Genomic DNA, 17,536 nt, shown 5'->3' with positions numbered 1-17,536 from the left:
AAAATAAAGAGAGAAACAAGGGGTTTCATGTGGGAAATGAGAGCAAATAATAAAGTCCTTTAACGCACCCTTTAGTGGAATAAGGAAAATGAATAAATAACTGGAGAGTCATTCATTAAAGGAGCTGTTCAAATCTTCGGTGGCTTTTAATTTATTATTCGTATACAAGAGAGAGTATTGGTTTAAAATCTTATTCTTCTTACTGATATCTCTTAGAAACAATAAATTCTACAAGCGGGATAACAAAGAAAGAAGAACAAAGTGCAATAAATAAAGGGAAATTATGAATGTTATCAAGCGAACGTAGTGAAGAAAACCCTTCTGTCCAAACGAGTAAAATAAACATAATACCAATTAGAACAAAATATCCAATTTTGAAACTTCTATATGTAATTTGCTGTCCCATTTCATCTTGGCTTTCTTTGGATACACCGTTTGGATCTCCCCATGTAATATGGTTTATTAAGTAACTTAGAGTTAATGATACTCCAAAAATTGTACCTCCAAAAATTGCTCCTTCGGTTACATATTTATATGCTCCATGCATAAGTATTGCAAATAAGGATAGTAAGGTAATTGTAAGAATGATTCTTTTTTGATTCATTGTATTCACTCCTTATTGATTGTAAAAAAGTATTTACAATTTATAGTATAAAAATGATCGAGATAACTGTCAAATATATTTTACATAAAATGAAAGATTTACAGCGATTTAATATTAATTTTTCATTTTAAAGTTATAGGTCGCATATATTTGGAAGGGATGTCAGATTAATTTAGGGGGTATTTATGTCTATACTTTTAAAAGCTGGTGCAGATGCTGGAAATAATGGTTTGAAATTAATGGTAAAGGGACAAAAACCAATTTATGTTCCAAGTATTTATTCGTTATATATCGGGGAATCCACAGGTTTATTGGATGAAGTAGATGTACCAATGTCCGAATTGGAAAATCATATTGATGTAACGATTAGTTCTCCATCTTTAATGTTAAATAATGTACGTTATATTGTTGGGCAGAAGGTTATTCAGGATCAGTTAAAAGGAACAGAAGTTGAGAAAAAATCCAATAAATCAACAGATGAATTAATGGTTCTTACGATTTTATCTGGTTTAGCAATTAGTGCTATGCGGCAAAATCCGAATTCAAATCATATCAATATCCGCTATGATTTATCAGTTGCTCTTCCAATGCAGCTCATTACTCATGAAATAGCGTCTGAAAATGCGAAACGTTATATGGGGAATCATAAAGTTGTTTTTCATTATCCAAATGGGAGAGACGTCACGATAAATGTCTCTGTTGAATTTTGTAAATGCCTACCGGAAGGAGCTTCTGGTACTTGGGGAATTGTATATGATGAAGAAGGAAATGTTATAAAACATAAGATTGAAGGCGAAAAAAATACAGTCTCTGAGATTGATTTTGTTGATAAAACATTATTATCCTTCGATATAGGTGCTGGGACAACTGAGGAGGTTGTTTCGTTAGGTGTGAATTTCAGGCCGCAATTAAGTAAAGGGTTATCTTATGGAGTAAAAGAAACTTTATTACAAATCATCACAAGATGGAACCGGAAATATCCGACAAAAACAATAGATAGCATTACAGAGTTTAATCAAATTTACTTAAATGAGAAACACCCAAGAAATCCTTTATTAGTTGAAGAATCACAACCAGCACTTCTGGGGTTAGCTGCACGAGTTGCGACAGATATTATTAATAAAATTGATGATATGAAAGATGATCCATATGTATTTATTTATGGCGGGGGCGCAGTTATCATTAAAAACAGCTTACAGTTAATTTTAAAACAAAAAGGCCGACTAACGAATGTAATATTTGTAGATAACCCACTATTTACCAATGCGCGCGGACTGTTAGTATATACGTGTTCTCCAAAGTATAGAGAACATAAACAAAAAGAATTAGGGTTTACGAATTTAACGTTAAGTTAGTTGGTGTTAGTATGCGGCGTAAACGGTATAAACGTGGTGATAGAGTGAAAATCAATATAAACAAATCAGTATCACCAGAAATGCTTGCTTGGTTGAATAAACAATCGAATGTAACTAACTTCTTTCTTTACGCTGCTCAGCAATTATTTAAACAAGTAGGGGATATTGACGTAGAAAAAACTTTACCAAGCAACCATGTTTTTTCCTTGTATGTTGAACATTCTTCTGTGCTGAAAATTGAAATGAATCCTTTTAAAAAGGTAACAACGACAAAGGAAGAACTTACTGAATGTATGGAAAAGAAACCTTGGGAGTCTATTGATCAATTAGATTGTCCATTTTTTTAAACATATAAAAGTATATCTGATGCCCTCCGCTGTACATATGACTTAAGTGGTGGGCGTTTTTTTGTGCAAAATTATATATTTAAAATAATTTTAAAACATTAGTATAGAAAATTATGAAAATAAATTGAGTTTTATTAAAATGAAAAATAAGGAGGGAGAAGAATTGAAAACAATTATAATAAATCAATATGGTGGAATAGAACAATTACAAGAAGGACAAATTCAAAAGCCGATCCCCAAAACAAACGAAGTACTCATACAAATTCATGCAGCGGCTGTGAATCCGGTGGATTGGAAAATAAGAAAAGGAGAATTACAAGAAAAACTGCCATTTGTATTTCCGATTATTCTAGGACTAGATGTAGCTGGGGTGATTGAAGAGGTTGGAGCAGGAGTGAAACATTTCAAGCCAGGTGACAAAGTGTATACGAAGCCAGAAAACATTGGGAAAGATTCAACGACAATCATACGTTTTGATGAACCTTTAGGGAAAATTCATTACAAATGCGAATGTGGAAATCTCAATGAATTATCAGTATTACAAACAAATCGAATGAAATTAAATTGGAAAATAGATTGGCCGATGAGATGGATGATGGAAGATGTTGTTTTTGAACCAGGAGGTAGAGATCATTCAGCTGAAACGGGTAGCTATAATGTTTCTAAAGAAATAGCACGGAAAATATTTAATTATGAGGAACCTCATTATATTGCATATGATTTCATTGGAATTAAAGGGGATAATCAAAAAATGTCTAGTTCTGCTGGGAACATTATTACACCGAATGAATTGTTACAGGTGTATTTACCAGAAGTCATCCTATTTATGTTTTCAAAATATAAACCAAGTGCAGCGTTTCATATTGGTTTGGATGAGGACGTGATTCGAAATTATACCGAGTACGAAAGGTATATAGAAAGTTATCGAAATAAAGTACTGAACAATGAAGATTTATGTAATGCCATCAAACTCTCAAGAACGAATGATGGAAGTACAAGTTTACCAAAGTTTAGTCAAGCAGCGGGAGTCTTGCCGTTAGTGAACTTCGATACTCACGTTTTACAAGAGGTATTAGCGAAAACGGATAGAGATTATAACTTAATTGACATTATGAAGATAAGTAACCGTGTAGAATACTGGATTCGAAATTTACAGCCTCAAAAAAAGATTGCAGTGAATCAAGAGAAGAATTGGGAGTTTTACGAGACATTAGAAGATGTACAGAAAAAATGGGTTTCAAAAGTTTATGAAATGCTTCGTACAAATGCAGATCATTTAAATGTAATGGAACAGATCTATGCCATTTGTCATAATGAAAATAAAAAAATAATGAAAGAGAATCAAAAATTACTTTTTAGTATTATATATAGACTTGTTATTAATAAGTCAAACGGTCCGCGTATACCGCTACTCATACAAGTAATAGGTGTTGAGGCGATAGTGTTATTATTAGATTTCCGTAACTAAGTAGTTATAGTATTTTTCGCAAAGCTGTTATCGTGCGTATATTTTCGGATATTTATCATCGGTTGATTCATAAACAACAATGGTTCTTAAACTGTCCTGCAAAAGATTGGTTATACTATCAATTTAATTTATGCATCATATAAAGTGAGTATAAGATGAAAATATATTTACAAAATACCTTTTGGATAATTATACATTTCAATATCTTTTTTGAAAATTTCTGTTACTAGTTCTAATGTTTCTTCGTCATAAAAGCTTTGATATGTTGGGAATTTAGGGAAATCTGGATTTGTAATATCAAAGTCAGCGTAATTTCCTGTATATGTCATAGTTGGAGCGTGATGATGTGGAGACTCGATAAGTTCTGAAAGAGGAGAGGGACGCAGGTTATATTTGTTTTCAATATGTTTAATTTCATTTTCATAGTTTTCTAATTGTATATAGTTATCGATAATATGTTCTTCATTTTGTATATATTGTTGTGAAAAATGAGGATCAAGAATTGCAGAGTGCGCACCAACTTTTTGAATATAATATAGAAACCTTTTAAAAGTTACTCTTTGGTTTTTATTATTTGTTGGAAATATTATTTCTCGTAAATGATTCCAGTGAGGACGTTGCTTGAGAAGTGTGAGAAAAGAACTTACAGCTCTTTTGTAAGGGTTGCGGACCAATTTAACAGTATCTTTTTGTCCATTGCGAATTTCTTCTGTTAATTCTAATAAATATTCTATTTTGTTTTTATATACTTCATATTCATAAGTATGAATGAAAGAATGATATTGTATGGCTTCATTTAATAATCCAATTTGGAAAAAAAACCAATGTGCAAATGAGGTACATCCACTTTTTTGACTCCAAAATAAAATTAATGGAAAATCTTTATGGAAATGAGGAGCTCGGCTTCCGTGTACAAGAACCTTTTCTAAATCTTCATTTGTCATAAAAATTCCACTCCCTTGTTGTCGTTTGAACATTGTATCCCGCTATTCGCGGGTAGTAAGCTCCCCACCTCAAAATTCAGTGAAAGCAAAGAAGTTAGGTGTGGGATCAACTACCCTTAAAAGCCTGATTGGTGAGGGCTAATAATCAGTGGGAGATGAAGAAAATCCACTGATTAAAGTTTCGCTTTATAGACACTGAACAACCGATCATTTATTTAAATGGACACAATAAATTAACATTGATTAAATTATTCACATATTTTCTTTTTGCTTGTTCATATAACGTGAAAACATTTATAAACAATCCTAGTTTCAAATGATTTCGAACCAGTGATGAAGGACTGATTGAAGAGAGCTTTACTTTATCTCGTATACATTTTTGGACATTCATCTCCGATTGGTTCATAAAAACAATGACTTTTAAATTGTCCTGCGAATGGTTGATTATACCATTCCGGCGGACAAGCGCCAGTCGACCGGAAATACCAAAGGGACCATCTTGCTGGCCAGCGCCATTCACCTTGTAAGACACGTCTGGCAATTTCTTTTTCTGAATCACGAGCGCGTTGATAAAAATATCCGTATTGTACTGCTTCAAATCCACCTGGACTTTGGTATACTGCATCGCGTACAGAACGAAGTTGTTTGAAGTCTAAGCAATCACAAAACACGCGGTTTACTACAACACAACCGACAAGTTGTTCTCCTTGCCTTCCTTCACCTTCAGCTTCAGCGCGAATCAATCGTGCTAGTATATCAACATCACTTTCTGTATAAGGAATAAGAGGCATATGGGTACCGCCTTTCTGGAGGTGTTATAGTAAAGCTTATGTAGGAAAGTGAGCTTAGTGCTTTTACAAGTTTGTTTTTAAAGAGAGAAGTTGTTGATAAATGGTACCATATTATTTTCATGAAGCTTATTTTATTAGGCGCTCCATATCAACGATTCCGTTAGATTGATTCCCATTCATTGTTGTATATTTCACTTTCTCACATACTAGCAATTTAAAGTCTTTCATGTATTTATTCAAGTATTCTTCATTATGATGACGTAGAACAGCTCCGTCAGGCAACTCGAACACACCATACATGTTGTATATAGGATAATGTTGTTCGTATCGTTTTAAATTTCGAGGATCTGTATTTAATAAAAAATCATTCACATAAATAAATGAATATAGAACAAATTGAATTTTCACATTGAAATAATCTATTTTTTATAAGAGGATTACATATAAAGAATATCTAATTGTATATATAAGTAATTACGAAAATAAGTAGGGAGAGATACCATGTATCGTATAGAAAAGAAAAATATTATTTATTCGATGTCACCACAAAATCAACCATGTTTACAGGTGGAACCAGGGAGTCAGGTGACATTTGAAACATATGATTGTTTTGAAAATCAAATTCAATCTGAAGATGTGGTGTTTCAAGAATTAGAATGGAATCGAATTAATCCAGCTACTGGACCTGTATATATTAAAAATGCGGAACCAGGAGATATATTAGCAGTAACAATCGAAAAGATTGAAATTGCAGCGCAAGGAGTTTTAACGACTGGACCAAATTTAGGTGTAATGGGTAGTGAACTTGAAGAAAATACTGTAAAAATTGTTTCGGTTCGTGATCAGCACGTGATATTTTCTAATGAAATACAAATCCCTGTTAACCCTATGATAGGTGTTATTGGTACTGCACCGAAAGAAGAGAGTATTTCATGCGGTACACCGCATGATCATGGAGGTAATATGGATTGTAAACAAATTAAAGAAGGGACTACTCTTTTATTACCTGTAAATGTTCCTGGTGCATTGCTTGCATTAGGTGATCTGCATGCTGCTATGGGTGATGGGGAAATTGGTGTAAGTGGTGTAGAAGTTGCTGGAGAAGTAACTGTAAAAGTGGACGTAATAAAAGGAAAGAGATGGCCACTACCAATTGCTATTCATAAAGAACGTATTATGACAATTGCTTCTGAAAAATTATTAGATGATGCAGCGAATCGAGCAGTTCGGAATATGGTTTCGTTTTTATGCGAGGAATTACACTTTTCTAAAGCGGATGCAACTCTCTTATTGTCAGCTGCTGGTGATTTAAGAGTTTGCCAAGTTGTGGATCCACTTAAAACAGCCCGGATGGAATTGGCGATTGAATATGTTGAAAAGCTGGATTTTTCACTATATGCATATTTTAATAAGTAAGTTTTATAGTAGAAGAGATGTCAAAGCATCTCTTTTTTTATTGTGCTCCTTTCATATCCACCCTTTTTCGGTCGCAATATGTATTGCTTGAAATCTCGATTCCGCTTCTAGTTTTTGTATAGCTGAAGATAAATAATTTCTAACGGTTCCGTTTGTTAAATACAATATTTTACCGATTTCTGTTGTTGTATTTCCGTTTTTAACCATACGGAGTATTTCTGTTTCTCGATCAGTTAGTGGATTTTTTTCTGTTAAAAATAGTGCGGTAGCTAAGTCTGGACTAACAACACGTTCACCTTACAAAAGAGAATATTTTGTATGCACAGGTGTCAGTTCAATCAAATGACACCTGTCATATAGGTCATGGAATTATGTATGTAATTGGGTAATAAAATGATTTTTCAATATAGATAATGCGAAATATGGTAGTATATGTGTTGCATGGTAATTTATTAAAGGATTTTATGGGTAAGGAGTTAAGATATGGTTAAGATTATGATCGTAGAAGATGATCCGAAAATTGCAGAATTATTATCTTCATACGTAGAGAAATACGGATACCAAGGAGTAGCTGTTGTAGATTTTCAAAATGTGCTTGATACATTTTTGCAAGAAAAACCAGAGTTAGTACTATTAGATATTAATTTACCGAGTTTTGATGGGTATTATTGGTGCCGGCAAATTCGTGCTGTTTCTACATGTCCGATTTTATTTATTTCTGCTCGTGAAGGTACAATGGATCAAGTTATGGCGTTAGAAAATGGCGGGGATGATTATATCCCAAAACCGTTTCATTATGAAGTTGTAATGGCGAAAATTCGTAGTCAATTAAGGAGAGCGTATGGGGATTACGCACCGAAAATAGAAGAGCGAATGATTGAACAATATGGTCTTTGTCTCTATTCTGAACGACTCGTACTACAATTGCGTAATCAAGAAGCTGATGTAACAAGAAATGAAGCCATTTTGTTAGAGATGTTGATGAAAAATTACCCGCGTGTGGTAAGTAGAGAGGTGTTATTGAATAAACTTTGGGACAGTGAATCTTATGTCGATGATAATACGTTAAGTGTGAACACAACGCGTGTACGTAAGAAATTAAAAGCGTTAGGCATTGAAGATGCGATTGAAACCATTCGTAGTGTTGGTTATCGGTTACATATTACATGGAAAAATGGTGAAGAGAAATGATAAAGTTGTTCCTGCGTGATCATATTCCTCTCTTATGTTTTACGTTTTTTCAACTGCTGGCTATTTTCCTAGTATATTGGTTTGATGGATATCAACATATTTCAACCGCTCTATACGCTATGTTTTTAGGGATTTGTTTTTTTAGTGCTTATTTAGTGTTTCGTTATTTTACTCATCGTTCTTTTTATGAGCGATTAGCAAATCCGATGCAATCTTTAGATGAGTCTGTACAGGAATCTGATTTTTCAAGTTTGTCAACAGCGCTTCAAGAGTTACTGGAAGTACAATATCGTCATTACCAAAATCAACTGCAATTACAGGAACGTAAAAATAATGATCATTTAACTTTTATGAATCAGTGGGTCCATCAAATGAAAACACCTTTATCTGTAATTGAATTAATTACGCAGGATGAAGTAGACCCTCGGTTTGAAAGCATTGGAGAAGAAACGGACAAGCTGAAAAAGGGTCTCGACATGGCTTTATATGTTGCGCGTCTAGAAACATTTACACAAGATTTTTATGTGGAGAGAGTGCAGCTGCACCGAATAGTAAATGAATCAGTACATGAACATAAGCGCTTTTTCATTCGAAATTTCGTATACCCAGAACTTAAAATTGATAAAGATATTATTGTAGAAAGTGATGCCAAATGGTTGCAATTTTTAGTTGGACAAATTATTTCTAATGCGATTAAGTATTCGGTGGGGAATAGAGAGAAAATTATCTTGGAAGCATATCGAGAAGATAAAAACGTCATCTTAGAAATAAGTGATTATGGAGTAGGAATACCAAAACAAGATATGCCACGAGTCTTTCAGCCTTTCTTTACAGGAGAAAATGGTAGGGATTTTAAAGAGTCTACCGGGATGGGGCTATATCTTGTATATGAAATTGCCAAACATTTAGGTCATAGAGTAGAAATACAATCGGAAGTTGGTAAAGGAACGACTGTACGAATTATATTTTATAGTTCATAAAAAGCTGATGAAATAGCCCTTTTCATCAGTTTTTTTAGAAACCTTACAAAGTTGTAAGATAAATGAAAGATGAATCAATATGAGATGTAAGATAATTCCTTTACACTTCATATCAAATAGTACAAATGATAGGAGAACGATTATGGAGATTTTAAATGCGAAGGGCATTAGTAAAGTATATAAAGGAAAAGTTCCTTTCAAAGCCTTGACCGATATTGATTTGTCTATTCAAGAAGGTGAATTTGTAGAGATTATGGGGTCATCAGGTAGTGGGAAAACAACATTATTAAATATGGTATCTACAATTGACTCCCCAACGTCTGGTGAAATCTTAATAAACGGTACCAACCCTTTCCAATTAACATCGGAAAATTTAGCTTTATTTCGTCGCCGGAAATTAGGATTTGTTTTTCAGTCTTTTAATCTTTTAAGTACGCTTACGGTGAAAGAAAATATTGTGTTACCGATGACATTAGATGGAGTTCCTGTAAAGGACATGAACAAACGAGTGGAAGAAGTCGCGGGAAAATTAGGTATTGTTGACATATTACATAAAAGGACTTTTGAAATATCTGGAGGTCAAGCGCAGCGTACCGCAATGGCTCGTGCGATTATTCATAAACCACAACTATTATTAGCAGATGAACCGACAGGAAATTTAGATTCTAAATCTTCAAATGATGTTATGGAAATGTTAGATGAATTGAATAAGAAAGAACGTGCGACCATGATGCTCGTTACTCATGATCCGTATGCGGCAAGTTATTGTAGTCGTGTCATCTTCATTAAAGATGGTCAATTATATAATGAAATCTATTGTGGTGAAAGCAGACAAGCGTTTTATCAAAAAATTATGGATGTTCTCTCGTTGTTAGGAGGGAAACGAAATGACTTTTCGTCAATTCGCATTTAATAACATTTTCCGAAATAAGCGTACGTATGCTGCACATTTTTTAAGTAGCACATTTTCTATCATGATTTTTTTTACGTATGCGCTTTTATTATTTCATCCAGATTTAGCTGGTGAACTAAAATCAACAAGTGCAACGATAAGTGAACTTGGCACAATTGGATTTAGAATTTCACAAGGTCTAATCTTCGTTTTTTCATTTTTCTTTATCCTGTATTCAGTTAGCTCATTTCTAAAAACTCGTAAAAAAGAGTTCGGTATATTAATGATGCAGGGAATGTCGATGAGGCAGTTGAGGAAATTGGTGCTCATTGAAAATATGTTAATTGGAGTTAGTTCGATTTTTATAGGGATTGTAGTTGGTCTTATATTTTCTAAATTAGTTTTGTTAATTAGTGCAAGCATATTATCTATTCGTAATGGATTACCATTTTATATTCCTTTTCAAGCGATAGTTTTAACAGTAGTAGCGTTTTTTATTTTATTTTTCATCGTTTCTTTATTTACGATGAAGACAATGAAAGTGAATGAACTTGTCGAACTCATACAAGCAGAAGAAAAACCAAAACCAGAACCAAAGGCATCTGTATTGTTATCCGTTTTTTCTGTTATTTGTATCGGATCGGGATATGGTGTTGTACTTTATTTTGTTCTAAACAGAATTATTTCTACTCTGTATCCTTTATTAGGTACCTTGTTAGTTATTATCGGTACATATTTCCTTTATACACAATGTAGTGTGTTTATACTACGTATGTTAAAAAGGAGAGCAGGGGTGTTTTTTCATAAAACAAATATTTTGACGTTTTCAGAACTTATATACCGTATGAAAGACAACGCTGTTATGTTTTTTATTATCTCAATTATTTCAGCTGTATCATTTACAGCGATAGGAATTAGCGCTGCGCTAGGAAATAAAGAATTAGCAAGGATGACAAACCCTTATACATTTATCTATACGAGCTCTAAAGGGAACGATTTTGAAAAAGAACATATTTCAGAAATAAAAAAGAAACTTGAGCGTGAAAAAATTGATTATAAATATGCTGCAGCTTCAATTTTGTATACAGAGAATGGAATTTATGTAATGAAACTAAGTGAGTATAATGCACTTGCTAAAGCGCTTAGTTATGAAACTGAAACTTTGAAGAGGGAAGATGAAATATTGCTCATTCCTTCATGGATATCGCAGCAGCAGGAATTTAAAGATGGTCAATTTAAAAATAAAATAGAAGTAATCCACGATGATTGGATGCAAACGTTTCATGTAAAAAAAGCGTTGCAACGTCTTGTTTTTCCGCATGAAGTACGAGGTATTCTCATTGCTGTAAAAGATAGTGTGTATGAAAAAATATCTAGCAATGCTCCCGTAAATGAAGCTATGCCTATAGAAAGAGAGCGTATTTATGGATTTGTAGTAGAAGATTGGCTACAAACAAAAGAAATTTCAAAACAATTGAATACTGAAATAAGTCCCTATAAGGAAGAAGCGCATTACAGCTTCCAAACTTTAACTTTAGATTGGTTGCTAGCGAAACAAAAGAATGGACTATTGTTTATGGTTAGTGTGTTGGTCGGAATTGTTTTCTTCACATTCGCAGCTAGTTTTATTTACTTCCGTCTGTATGCTGATTTAGATCGAGACCAGCAACAATATAAATTGATTTCAAAAATGGGATTAAGTAAGAAAGAGTTAAGAAAAATTATAACGAGACAATTAGTAATCATGTTCTTTTTACCGATATTAGTTGCAATTATCCATACATCAGTAGCATTTATCGCACTTCAGCAGTTACTAGATTTTTCTATTTTGAATAGTTCAAGTGTAATTTTGATTTCGTTTTTATGTATACAAATCGTGTACTTCTTTGTAACACGTTGGCGTTATCTGCAAAGATTGTATAAGACAATGGATCAGTGACATTTGATAGAGGTTTTATATAAAAAAGAAGCTCGTAGTCAGTTTGTAATCTTCATATTACAAGAGAGTATTACGGTCTAGTAGGAAAGGAGTCTTTATGAAGCAGTTACTCATTATGTTGATAATCACTCTATTGATTTTCATAAGTTTGCAAGGATGTTCTAAATCAAATCAAGGTACACAGCCAGTAAACGGTATCGTTATTGTGGGAGAGGAACAATATGCTTTGCCAATTTTAGAACGGTATCAAGAAAATGTAAAAACTAAAGATGTATTTCGGGTTAAAACAGGTATGGTCGATGAGAAAAAAGTGCTGATTTTGGATGAATCAACAGCTAATAAATTAATAGCCAAAAAGCTTATTCACAAACGTAAAGATGTGAATGGGAATATGGATTCCATTCCCTTAGTTCAATTACCTGAAATACCAAAAGGGAGATCTTTGTTGTTTACGACTGAGCATGAAAGTGATATAACAAGTATCAATCTTAACGAGACAGAAATACCTGTTACATATGATCGTAACGCTTGGATTGGTAATGTAGGAGATTATGAGCCTGGACTACATTTTATTGTTTCGAAAAATGAAGTGTATCAAGAAATACAAGTAGAGGAAACGAGTCTGCAGTTCCTATATTTGAAAAAATCATTAGGTGATAAAAAGCCAACAATGTCTACAGATAATACAGTAGTAAATGAATATTTGAAAATGAAAAAGCGGGTGAAGAATTTTAATGATTTAATAGTAGTGAAATTTGTAACGATAGATAAGTAACGTCAAATAGAGAGTGCTATTTAAGTAAGTGACCTAAATTGGCAACAAAACTTTATCAAGTATGTAATATTTCATAATTGATAGACTATTTAGATAATATAGTTTACAGTATGTTTAAGTTAATAATTGTGATAGAGAAACGGAGATCCACATCGCGTTACCTTTGTGTTTTTGCACAGGTGTATATGCTTGTGGATTTTTTTCAATAACATAAAAAAGGCGGTGAAATGTAAGCGTTTTATTAGGGGTGAATAGAGAAAAATAAAAAGGGGATGTAATATGAAAAGGTTAATTTGGGGATTTTTGATTTTATGTTTTATCACATCAAGTATAATCATGCCAGGATCAACTTATGCAGCAGAAGGGAAAAATAATAACACTCCTATTATTCTAGTTCATGGATTTACAGGATGGGGCAGAGATGAATTGCTAGGTGTGAAGTATTGGGGTGGTGTACATGATATTCAAGAGAATTTAAAAAAGAATGGATATCAAGTGCATACTGCAGCGGTGGGACCTGTATCTAGTAACTGGGACCGTGCTTGTGAGTTATATGCACAAATTAATGGTGGAACAGTTGATTATGGTGCAGCACATGCTGAGAAACACGGTCATGATCGATATGGACGAACTTATGCTGGATTTGCTTCGAATTGGAGTGAAACAAATAAGGTTCATTTAGTTGGTCATAGTATGGGTGGACAAACAACACGTACATTGGTCCAATTATTAAAAGAAGGGAATCAAGAAGAGAAAGAATACGCTAAGAAACATAGTGATGCAAAAATGTCACCATTGTTTCAAGGTGGGAAATCATATGTTCATAGCGTTACAACATTGGCAACGCCTCATAATGGGACAACTCTTGCAGATGGAAGTCTACTATTGCCAACTGTAAAGGAGTTACTTGTTGCGGCAGCGAGTATAGGAGAAAATAATAATCTAGCATTATATGATTTTAAATTAGATCAATGGGGTATTAAAAAGAGAGCAGGGGAGTCATTTCTTCAATACTCAAACCGTGTACTAAACAGCTCGCTTTGGCAAAATACAAAGGATATTAGTCAGTGGGATTTAAGCACAGATGGAGCGAAGGAATTGAACAGTTGGGTAAAAGCTCAACCGGATGTTTATTATTTCTCCTATAGTGGACATGCAACACAAGTAGAACTTATAACAGGTCTGCACCTTCCTCATATTACAATGAATAAAGCATTAATGGGAAATGCATTTTTCTTAGGGTCTTATGCGAGATATGAACAAAACCGTCCATTCATCGATTCGTCTTGGTGGCAAAATGACGGTGTAGTAAATACAAATTCAATGGTAGCACCTTCAACTGATGCGATTATAAATAATAGTGGTACTCCAGCACTTGGGAAATGGAATCATATTGAAACGAAACAAAACTGGGATCATCTCGATATGGTTGGACTTAGTGTTTCTGATGCTTTAGGTTTTTCGGATATTAATGCTTTTTATCGAAATATTGCTGAAAGGTTATCAAGTTTACCGAAATAGATAGTTGTATATAAAATAATAAAACGCCCTCAATATGTATTGGGAGCGTTTTTATTTCGTGAACAAAATGATTGTTTTTACTATAATAAAGGTGAGTGAAATATGATGATATTCTGGGGTGATAATATGATAATTAAAGTTGTGTTATCTGGTTATGGAATTGTTGGAAAAGAATTTGTTAAATTGGTAAATGAGAGACATTCATATATAAATGAAATATATGGGATAAATATTGTGATGACGGGTATTTTGGGAAGAAATATAACAATACATAATGAAAATGGTTTACAACTAAATGATTTATTAGTATATGGATCTGGTAAGCAAGCGATTCAAAAATATATAGAACTATATCCCGATGATGCAGTATCCGCTAATATTACCGCAGACGTGTTAATAGAATCAACACCAACAAATCTTCAAAATGGAGAACCTGGAAAAACATATATGCAAAGAGCGATTCAAAACCATATGGATATAGTTGCAATTTCGAAAGGGGCACTGGTTACAGGATGGAGAGAACTTACAGAAGCTGCTCGAATCGCAAATGTCCGTATCCGTTATAGCGGAGCAACTGCAGCAGCATTACCTACATTAGATATTGGACAGTTCAGTCTAGCTGGATGTCAAATTGAAAAAATAGAAGGCATACTGAATGGAACAACAAATTATATCCTTACAAAGATGTATGAAGAAGATTTAACATTCCATGGAGGATTACAACAAGCTCAACAACAAGGGATTGCTGAAACAAATTCGACATTAGATATAAGTGGAATGGATAGTGCTTGCAAACTCTTGTTATTGGCAAATAGCTTATTTGAGGCAGAGTATAGCCTTGAGAATGTAAGTATACAAGGAATTGGGAGTATTACAAAACAAGATATACAGAAAGCAAAAGAACAAGATAAATCTTTAAAATTAATAGCTACAGCATATAAAGATCATTCTGGAAATCTTAAATTAGAAGTGTGTCCACGTGAAATGGAGAAAGAACATCCGCTAGCTAATGTGAATGGAACGGAAAAAGGGATAACTTTTCATACAGATACGATGGGTAAAATCACTTCAATTGGAGGTGCATCAAATCCAAGAGGAGCAGCAGCGGCAGCTTTGAAAGATGTAATTAATTTGTATCGGAAAGATATATGAGGAAAAAGGAGGATGGTTTTGACTTGAAATGAGAATCGTAACACAAAAATAAGTATTGACAAATAATTATTTTTGTGTTATAATTAAAATTTTATTCATTGACTTTAGATTTCCTGACGTGATACATTTTAGTAAGAGAAATAATTTCACTAATTTATGTATCGAGGAGGAAGCGCAACATGAAAATTGAAAGCGGAATAGCGGTTTTAGAATTGAAAATCCAAGGATTTGGATTAAATCCAACATTACTTTGGGACGAAAAAGAAGCTATATTAGTCGATACAGGTATGCCAGGACAATTAGAACAAATTCATGATGCAATGAATGATGTTGGTGTGTCTTTTGAACAATTAAAAGCAATTATTTTAACCCATCAAGATATAGACCATATTGGAAGTCTTCCTGAAATACAACAGAAAGCAGATCAGTCTATTGAAGTGTACGCACATGAATTAGATAGACCTTATATTGAAGGGCAATACCCCCTTTTAAAAGGAGATCCTAATAAAATGAGTGAGGAAAAATGGGCTGCACTTCCAGATGCTATACAAGCTCTATATAAAAATCCTCCAACCGCAAAAGTAAATCAAACATTGGAAGATGGACAAAGATTACCATTTTTCGGAGGCGTTCAAGTCATTCATACACCAGGGCATACTCCTGGACATATTAGTTTATATAGTGAAAAATATAAAACATTGATCGCGGGTGACGCGATGGTATGTACTAATGGAAACTTAAAAGGACCTGTGTCACAAACGACACCAGATATGGAAACAGCTACAGAATCACTTAGAAGATTTTTAGAATTTGATATCGATAGAGTAATTTGTTATCACGGCGGTGCTTGTGATTTGAATGTGGTAGGGCAAATTAAAAAATTAGTTGGAATAGACGACTGATGTTTTACAAACTGGTACTTTATAAATCCGGAACGTTCAAATATATTTGACTGTTTTCTGAATTATGTTATGATAAATATCAAAACTACATAGTTATTATCTATCCGCTAGGGGTGCCGTTATATAGGCTGAGATCAAAGAATATTTTTGAGACCCTTGGGACCTGATCTGGTTCATACCAGCGTAGGGAAGTGGAAGTGACAGAATATGATATTTATGATGTCCAAACCACTTTTTTTATATATCTAAAGAAAGTGGTTTTTATTTTGGTCTATATCGGGGAGAGTTTAGATTAGAGCTAAGTAGTTTGATAGTTAATAAACAACTAGCGAGGAAAAAATTATATATATTCATCGGAGGGATTAAAATGTCATTTTCACAGCTATTACGTAAAGAAGTTAATTCAATTTGGGAAGCGAGTTTCCATCATCCTTTTGTAAAAAAATTAGGCGAGGGAACATTAGATTTAGCTAGCTTCCGTTATTATGTATTGCAAGATTCATATTATTTAAGTCATTTCGCAAGAGTGCAAACGTTAGGGGCGGCAAAAGCAATTGAATTAGAAACGACAGCTCGTATGGCGCACCATGCACAAAATACATATCAAGCTGAATTATCACTACATGAAAACTTTGCAAAGAAATTAGGAATCACTGAAGAAGAAAAAGCTTCTTTTGTTCCCGCTCCGACTGCTTATGCATATACATCACATATGTATCGCGCTGCATACGAAGGACATTTAGGGGATATTATCGCAGCAATTTTACCTTGTTATTGGCTTTATTATGAAATTGGTGAACGGTTGAAAGAATGTCGACCTGAAGAACCAATTTATCAGGAGTGGCTTGCAGCATACGGATCGGATTGGTTTCGTACTTTAGTAGAAGAACAAATCGCGCGATTAGATACGATTGCTGAAACTGTGACAGAAGCTGATCGTAAGCGGATGAAGCAACATTTTGTCATTAGTAGTCAATATGAATACTCGTTTTGGGAGATGGCTTACACATTAGAGAGCTGGCCAGTGAAAGAAAAAACAGAGGGTGTAACTTTATAAAGAAATATTTTGTAAATAAAAAATGACTAACTTAGTTTAGTTATTTTTTATTTATAACATTTCTTTCTATGCTCTAGTAGTAATATCGGCAAAAAAAGAAATCAAATGCTATAAAAAATACATAATAAAAATCGCGAAATATAGAAGAATATTCCTGAGTATGTCATTAATGATATTGCTACTTGGGTGCAGTCAAAAGGAA

The 17,536-nt window shown here is 33.6% G+C and carries 17 protein-coding genes, 1 pseudogene and 1 riboswitch; of the genes and pseudogenes, 13 read left to right on the top strand and 5 right to left on the bottom strand.

The window, feature by feature from the left end; genetic code table 11:
* Positions 1-199: 199 nt before the first annotated feature.
* Complete coding sequence (locus AZF08_RS14710) at positions 200-604, bottom strand: hypothetical protein (protein WP_033676789.1); 405 nt, start codon at positions 602-604, stop codon at positions 200-202.
* A 185-nt stretch (positions 605-789) separates the two neighbouring features.
* Here AZF08_RS14710 and AZF08_RS14705 point away from each other — a divergent pair, with 185 nt between their 5' ends.
* The 3 genes from AZF08_RS14705 to lysS all read left to right on the top strand — a co-directional run bounded on the left by AZF08_RS14705 (position 790) and on the right by lysS (position 3,774).
* Positions 790-1,959: a ParM/StbA family protein gene (locus AZF08_RS14705; RefSeq protein ID WP_033676791.1), complete on the top strand. Its 1,170-nt coding sequence runs from the start codon at positions 790-792 to the stop codon at positions 1,957-1,959.
* A gap of 11 nt (positions 1,960-1,970) precedes the next feature.
* Positions 1,971-2,306, top strand: a complete 336-nt coding sequence (locus tag AZF08_RS14700; protein ID WP_033676793.1) for a hypothetical protein — start codon at positions 1,971-1,973, stop codon at positions 2,304-2,306.
* 163 nt (positions 2,307-2,469) lie between these two features.
* Positions 2,470-3,774: a lysine--tRNA ligase gene (lysS, locus tag AZF08_RS14695; protein WP_265182924.1), complete on the top strand. Its 1,305-nt coding sequence runs from the start codon at positions 2,470-2,472 to the stop codon at positions 3,772-3,774.
* A gap of 167 nt (positions 3,775-3,941) precedes the next feature.
* Here lysS and AZF08_RS14690 read toward each other — a convergent pair whose 3' ends face one another.
* The 3 genes from AZF08_RS14690 to AZF08_RS14680 all read right to left on the bottom strand — a co-directional run bounded on the left by AZF08_RS14690 (position 3,942) and on the right by AZF08_RS14680 (position 5,917).
* Positions 3,942-4,718: a sulfotransferase family 2 domain-containing protein gene (locus tag AZF08_RS14690; RefSeq protein WP_033676862.1), complete on the bottom strand. Its 777-nt coding sequence runs from the start codon at positions 4,716-4,718 to the stop codon at positions 3,942-3,944.
* Positions 4,719-5,080: 362 nt separating this feature from the next.
* Complete coding sequence (locus tag AZF08_RS14685) at positions 5,081-5,509, bottom strand: cell wall hydrolase (protein ID WP_033676795.1); 429 nt, start codon at positions 5,507-5,509, stop codon at positions 5,081-5,083.
* A gap of 126 nt (positions 5,510-5,635) precedes the next feature.
* Positions 5,636-5,917, bottom strand: coding sequence for a hypothetical protein (locus AZF08_RS14680; RefSeq protein ID WP_051725874.1), 282 nt, complete (start codon positions 5,915-5,917; stop codon positions 5,636-5,638).
* Positions 5,918-6,010: 93 nt separating this feature from the next.
* On the opposite strand from AZF08_RS14680, the gene AZF08_RS14675 reads away from it, so the two are divergent.
* Entirely contained in the window at positions 6,011-6,925 is a 915-nt protein-coding gene (locus tag AZF08_RS14675) for an acetamidase/formamidase family protein (RefSeq protein ID WP_033676797.1), read from the top strand.
* A 51-nt stretch (positions 6,926-6,976) separates the two neighbouring features.
* Here the strand turns inward: AZF08_RS14675 and AZF08_RS14670 are convergent.
* A pseudogene (locus AZF08_RS14670) lies at positions 6,977-7,222 on the bottom strand (response regulator transcription factor); the annotation flags it as partial.
* Positions 7,223-7,408: 186 nt separating this feature from the next.
* Here AZF08_RS14670 and AZF08_RS14665 point away from each other — a divergent pair.
* The 9 genes from AZF08_RS14665 (at position 7,409) to tenA (ending at position 17,334) form a co-directional block, all read left to right on the top strand.
* Positions 7,409-8,116 (top strand): response regulator transcription factor, encoded by a 708-nt coding sequence (locus AZF08_RS14665; protein WP_033676798.1) that lies wholly within the window; start codon positions 7,409-7,411, stop codon positions 8,114-8,116.
* Positions 8,113-9,096 carry a sensor histidine kinase gene (locus AZF08_RS14660; protein WP_033676800.1) on the top strand — a complete coding sequence of 328 codons (984 nt, stop codon included), beginning with the start codon at positions 8,113-8,115 and terminating at the stop codon, positions 9,094-9,096. The genes AZF08_RS14665 and AZF08_RS14660 overlap by 4 nt, the downstream gene beginning before the upstream one ends.
* Before the next feature lie 142 nt (positions 9,097-9,238).
* Positions 9,239-10,009, top strand: a complete 771-nt coding sequence (locus AZF08_RS14655; RefSeq protein WP_033676803.1) for an ABC transporter ATP-binding protein — start codon at positions 9,239-9,241, stop codon at positions 10,007-10,009.
* On the top strand, positions 9,984-11,927 hold the full coding sequence (locus AZF08_RS14650) for an ABC transporter permease (RefSeq protein ID WP_033676805.1): 1,944 nt from the start codon (positions 9,984-9,986) through the stop codon (positions 11,925-11,927). Before AZF08_RS14655 ends, AZF08_RS14650 begins: the two co-directional genes overlap by 26 nt.
* Before the next feature lie 97 nt (positions 11,928-12,024).
* Entirely contained in the window at positions 12,025-12,702 is a 678-nt protein-coding gene (locus tag AZF08_RS14645) for a lipoprotein BA_5634 family protein (protein ID WP_033676808.1), read from the top strand.
* 336 nt (positions 12,703-13,038) lie between these two features.
* Positions 13,039-14,223, top strand: coding sequence for an esterase/lipase family protein (locus AZF08_RS14640; RefSeq protein ID WP_407639481.1), 1,185 nt, complete (start codon positions 13,039-13,041; stop codon positions 14,221-14,223).
* Between the two features lie 126 nt (positions 14,224-14,349).
* Positions 14,350-15,375, top strand: a complete 1,026-nt coding sequence (locus AZF08_RS14635; RefSeq protein WP_051725876.1) for a homoserine dehydrogenase — start codon at positions 14,350-14,352, stop codon at positions 15,373-15,375.
* 179 nt (positions 15,376-15,554) lie between these two features.
* On the top strand, positions 15,555-16,277 hold the full coding sequence (locus AZF08_RS14630; RefSeq protein WP_033676812.1) for an MBL fold metallo-hydrolase: 723 nt from the start codon (positions 15,555-15,557) through the stop codon (positions 16,275-16,277).
* Between the two features lie 99 nt (positions 16,278-16,376).
* Positions 16,377-16,484, top strand: a riboswitch (TPP riboswitch).
* A gap of 160 nt (positions 16,485-16,644) precedes the next feature.
* On the top strand, positions 16,645-17,334 hold the full coding sequence (gene tenA / locus AZF08_RS14625; protein ID WP_033676814.1) for a thiaminase II: 690 nt from the start codon (positions 16,645-16,647) through the stop codon (positions 17,332-17,334).
* The last annotated feature ends 202 nt before the right edge of the window (positions 17,335-17,536 follow it).

Source organism: Bacillus gaemokensis, from assembly GCF_001590835.1.
Taxonomy (GTDB): Bacteria; Bacillota; Bacilli; order Bacillales; family Bacillaceae_G; genus Bacillus_A; species Bacillus_A gaemokensis.
This window is presented reverse-complemented; position numbering and strand designations above follow the sequence as displayed.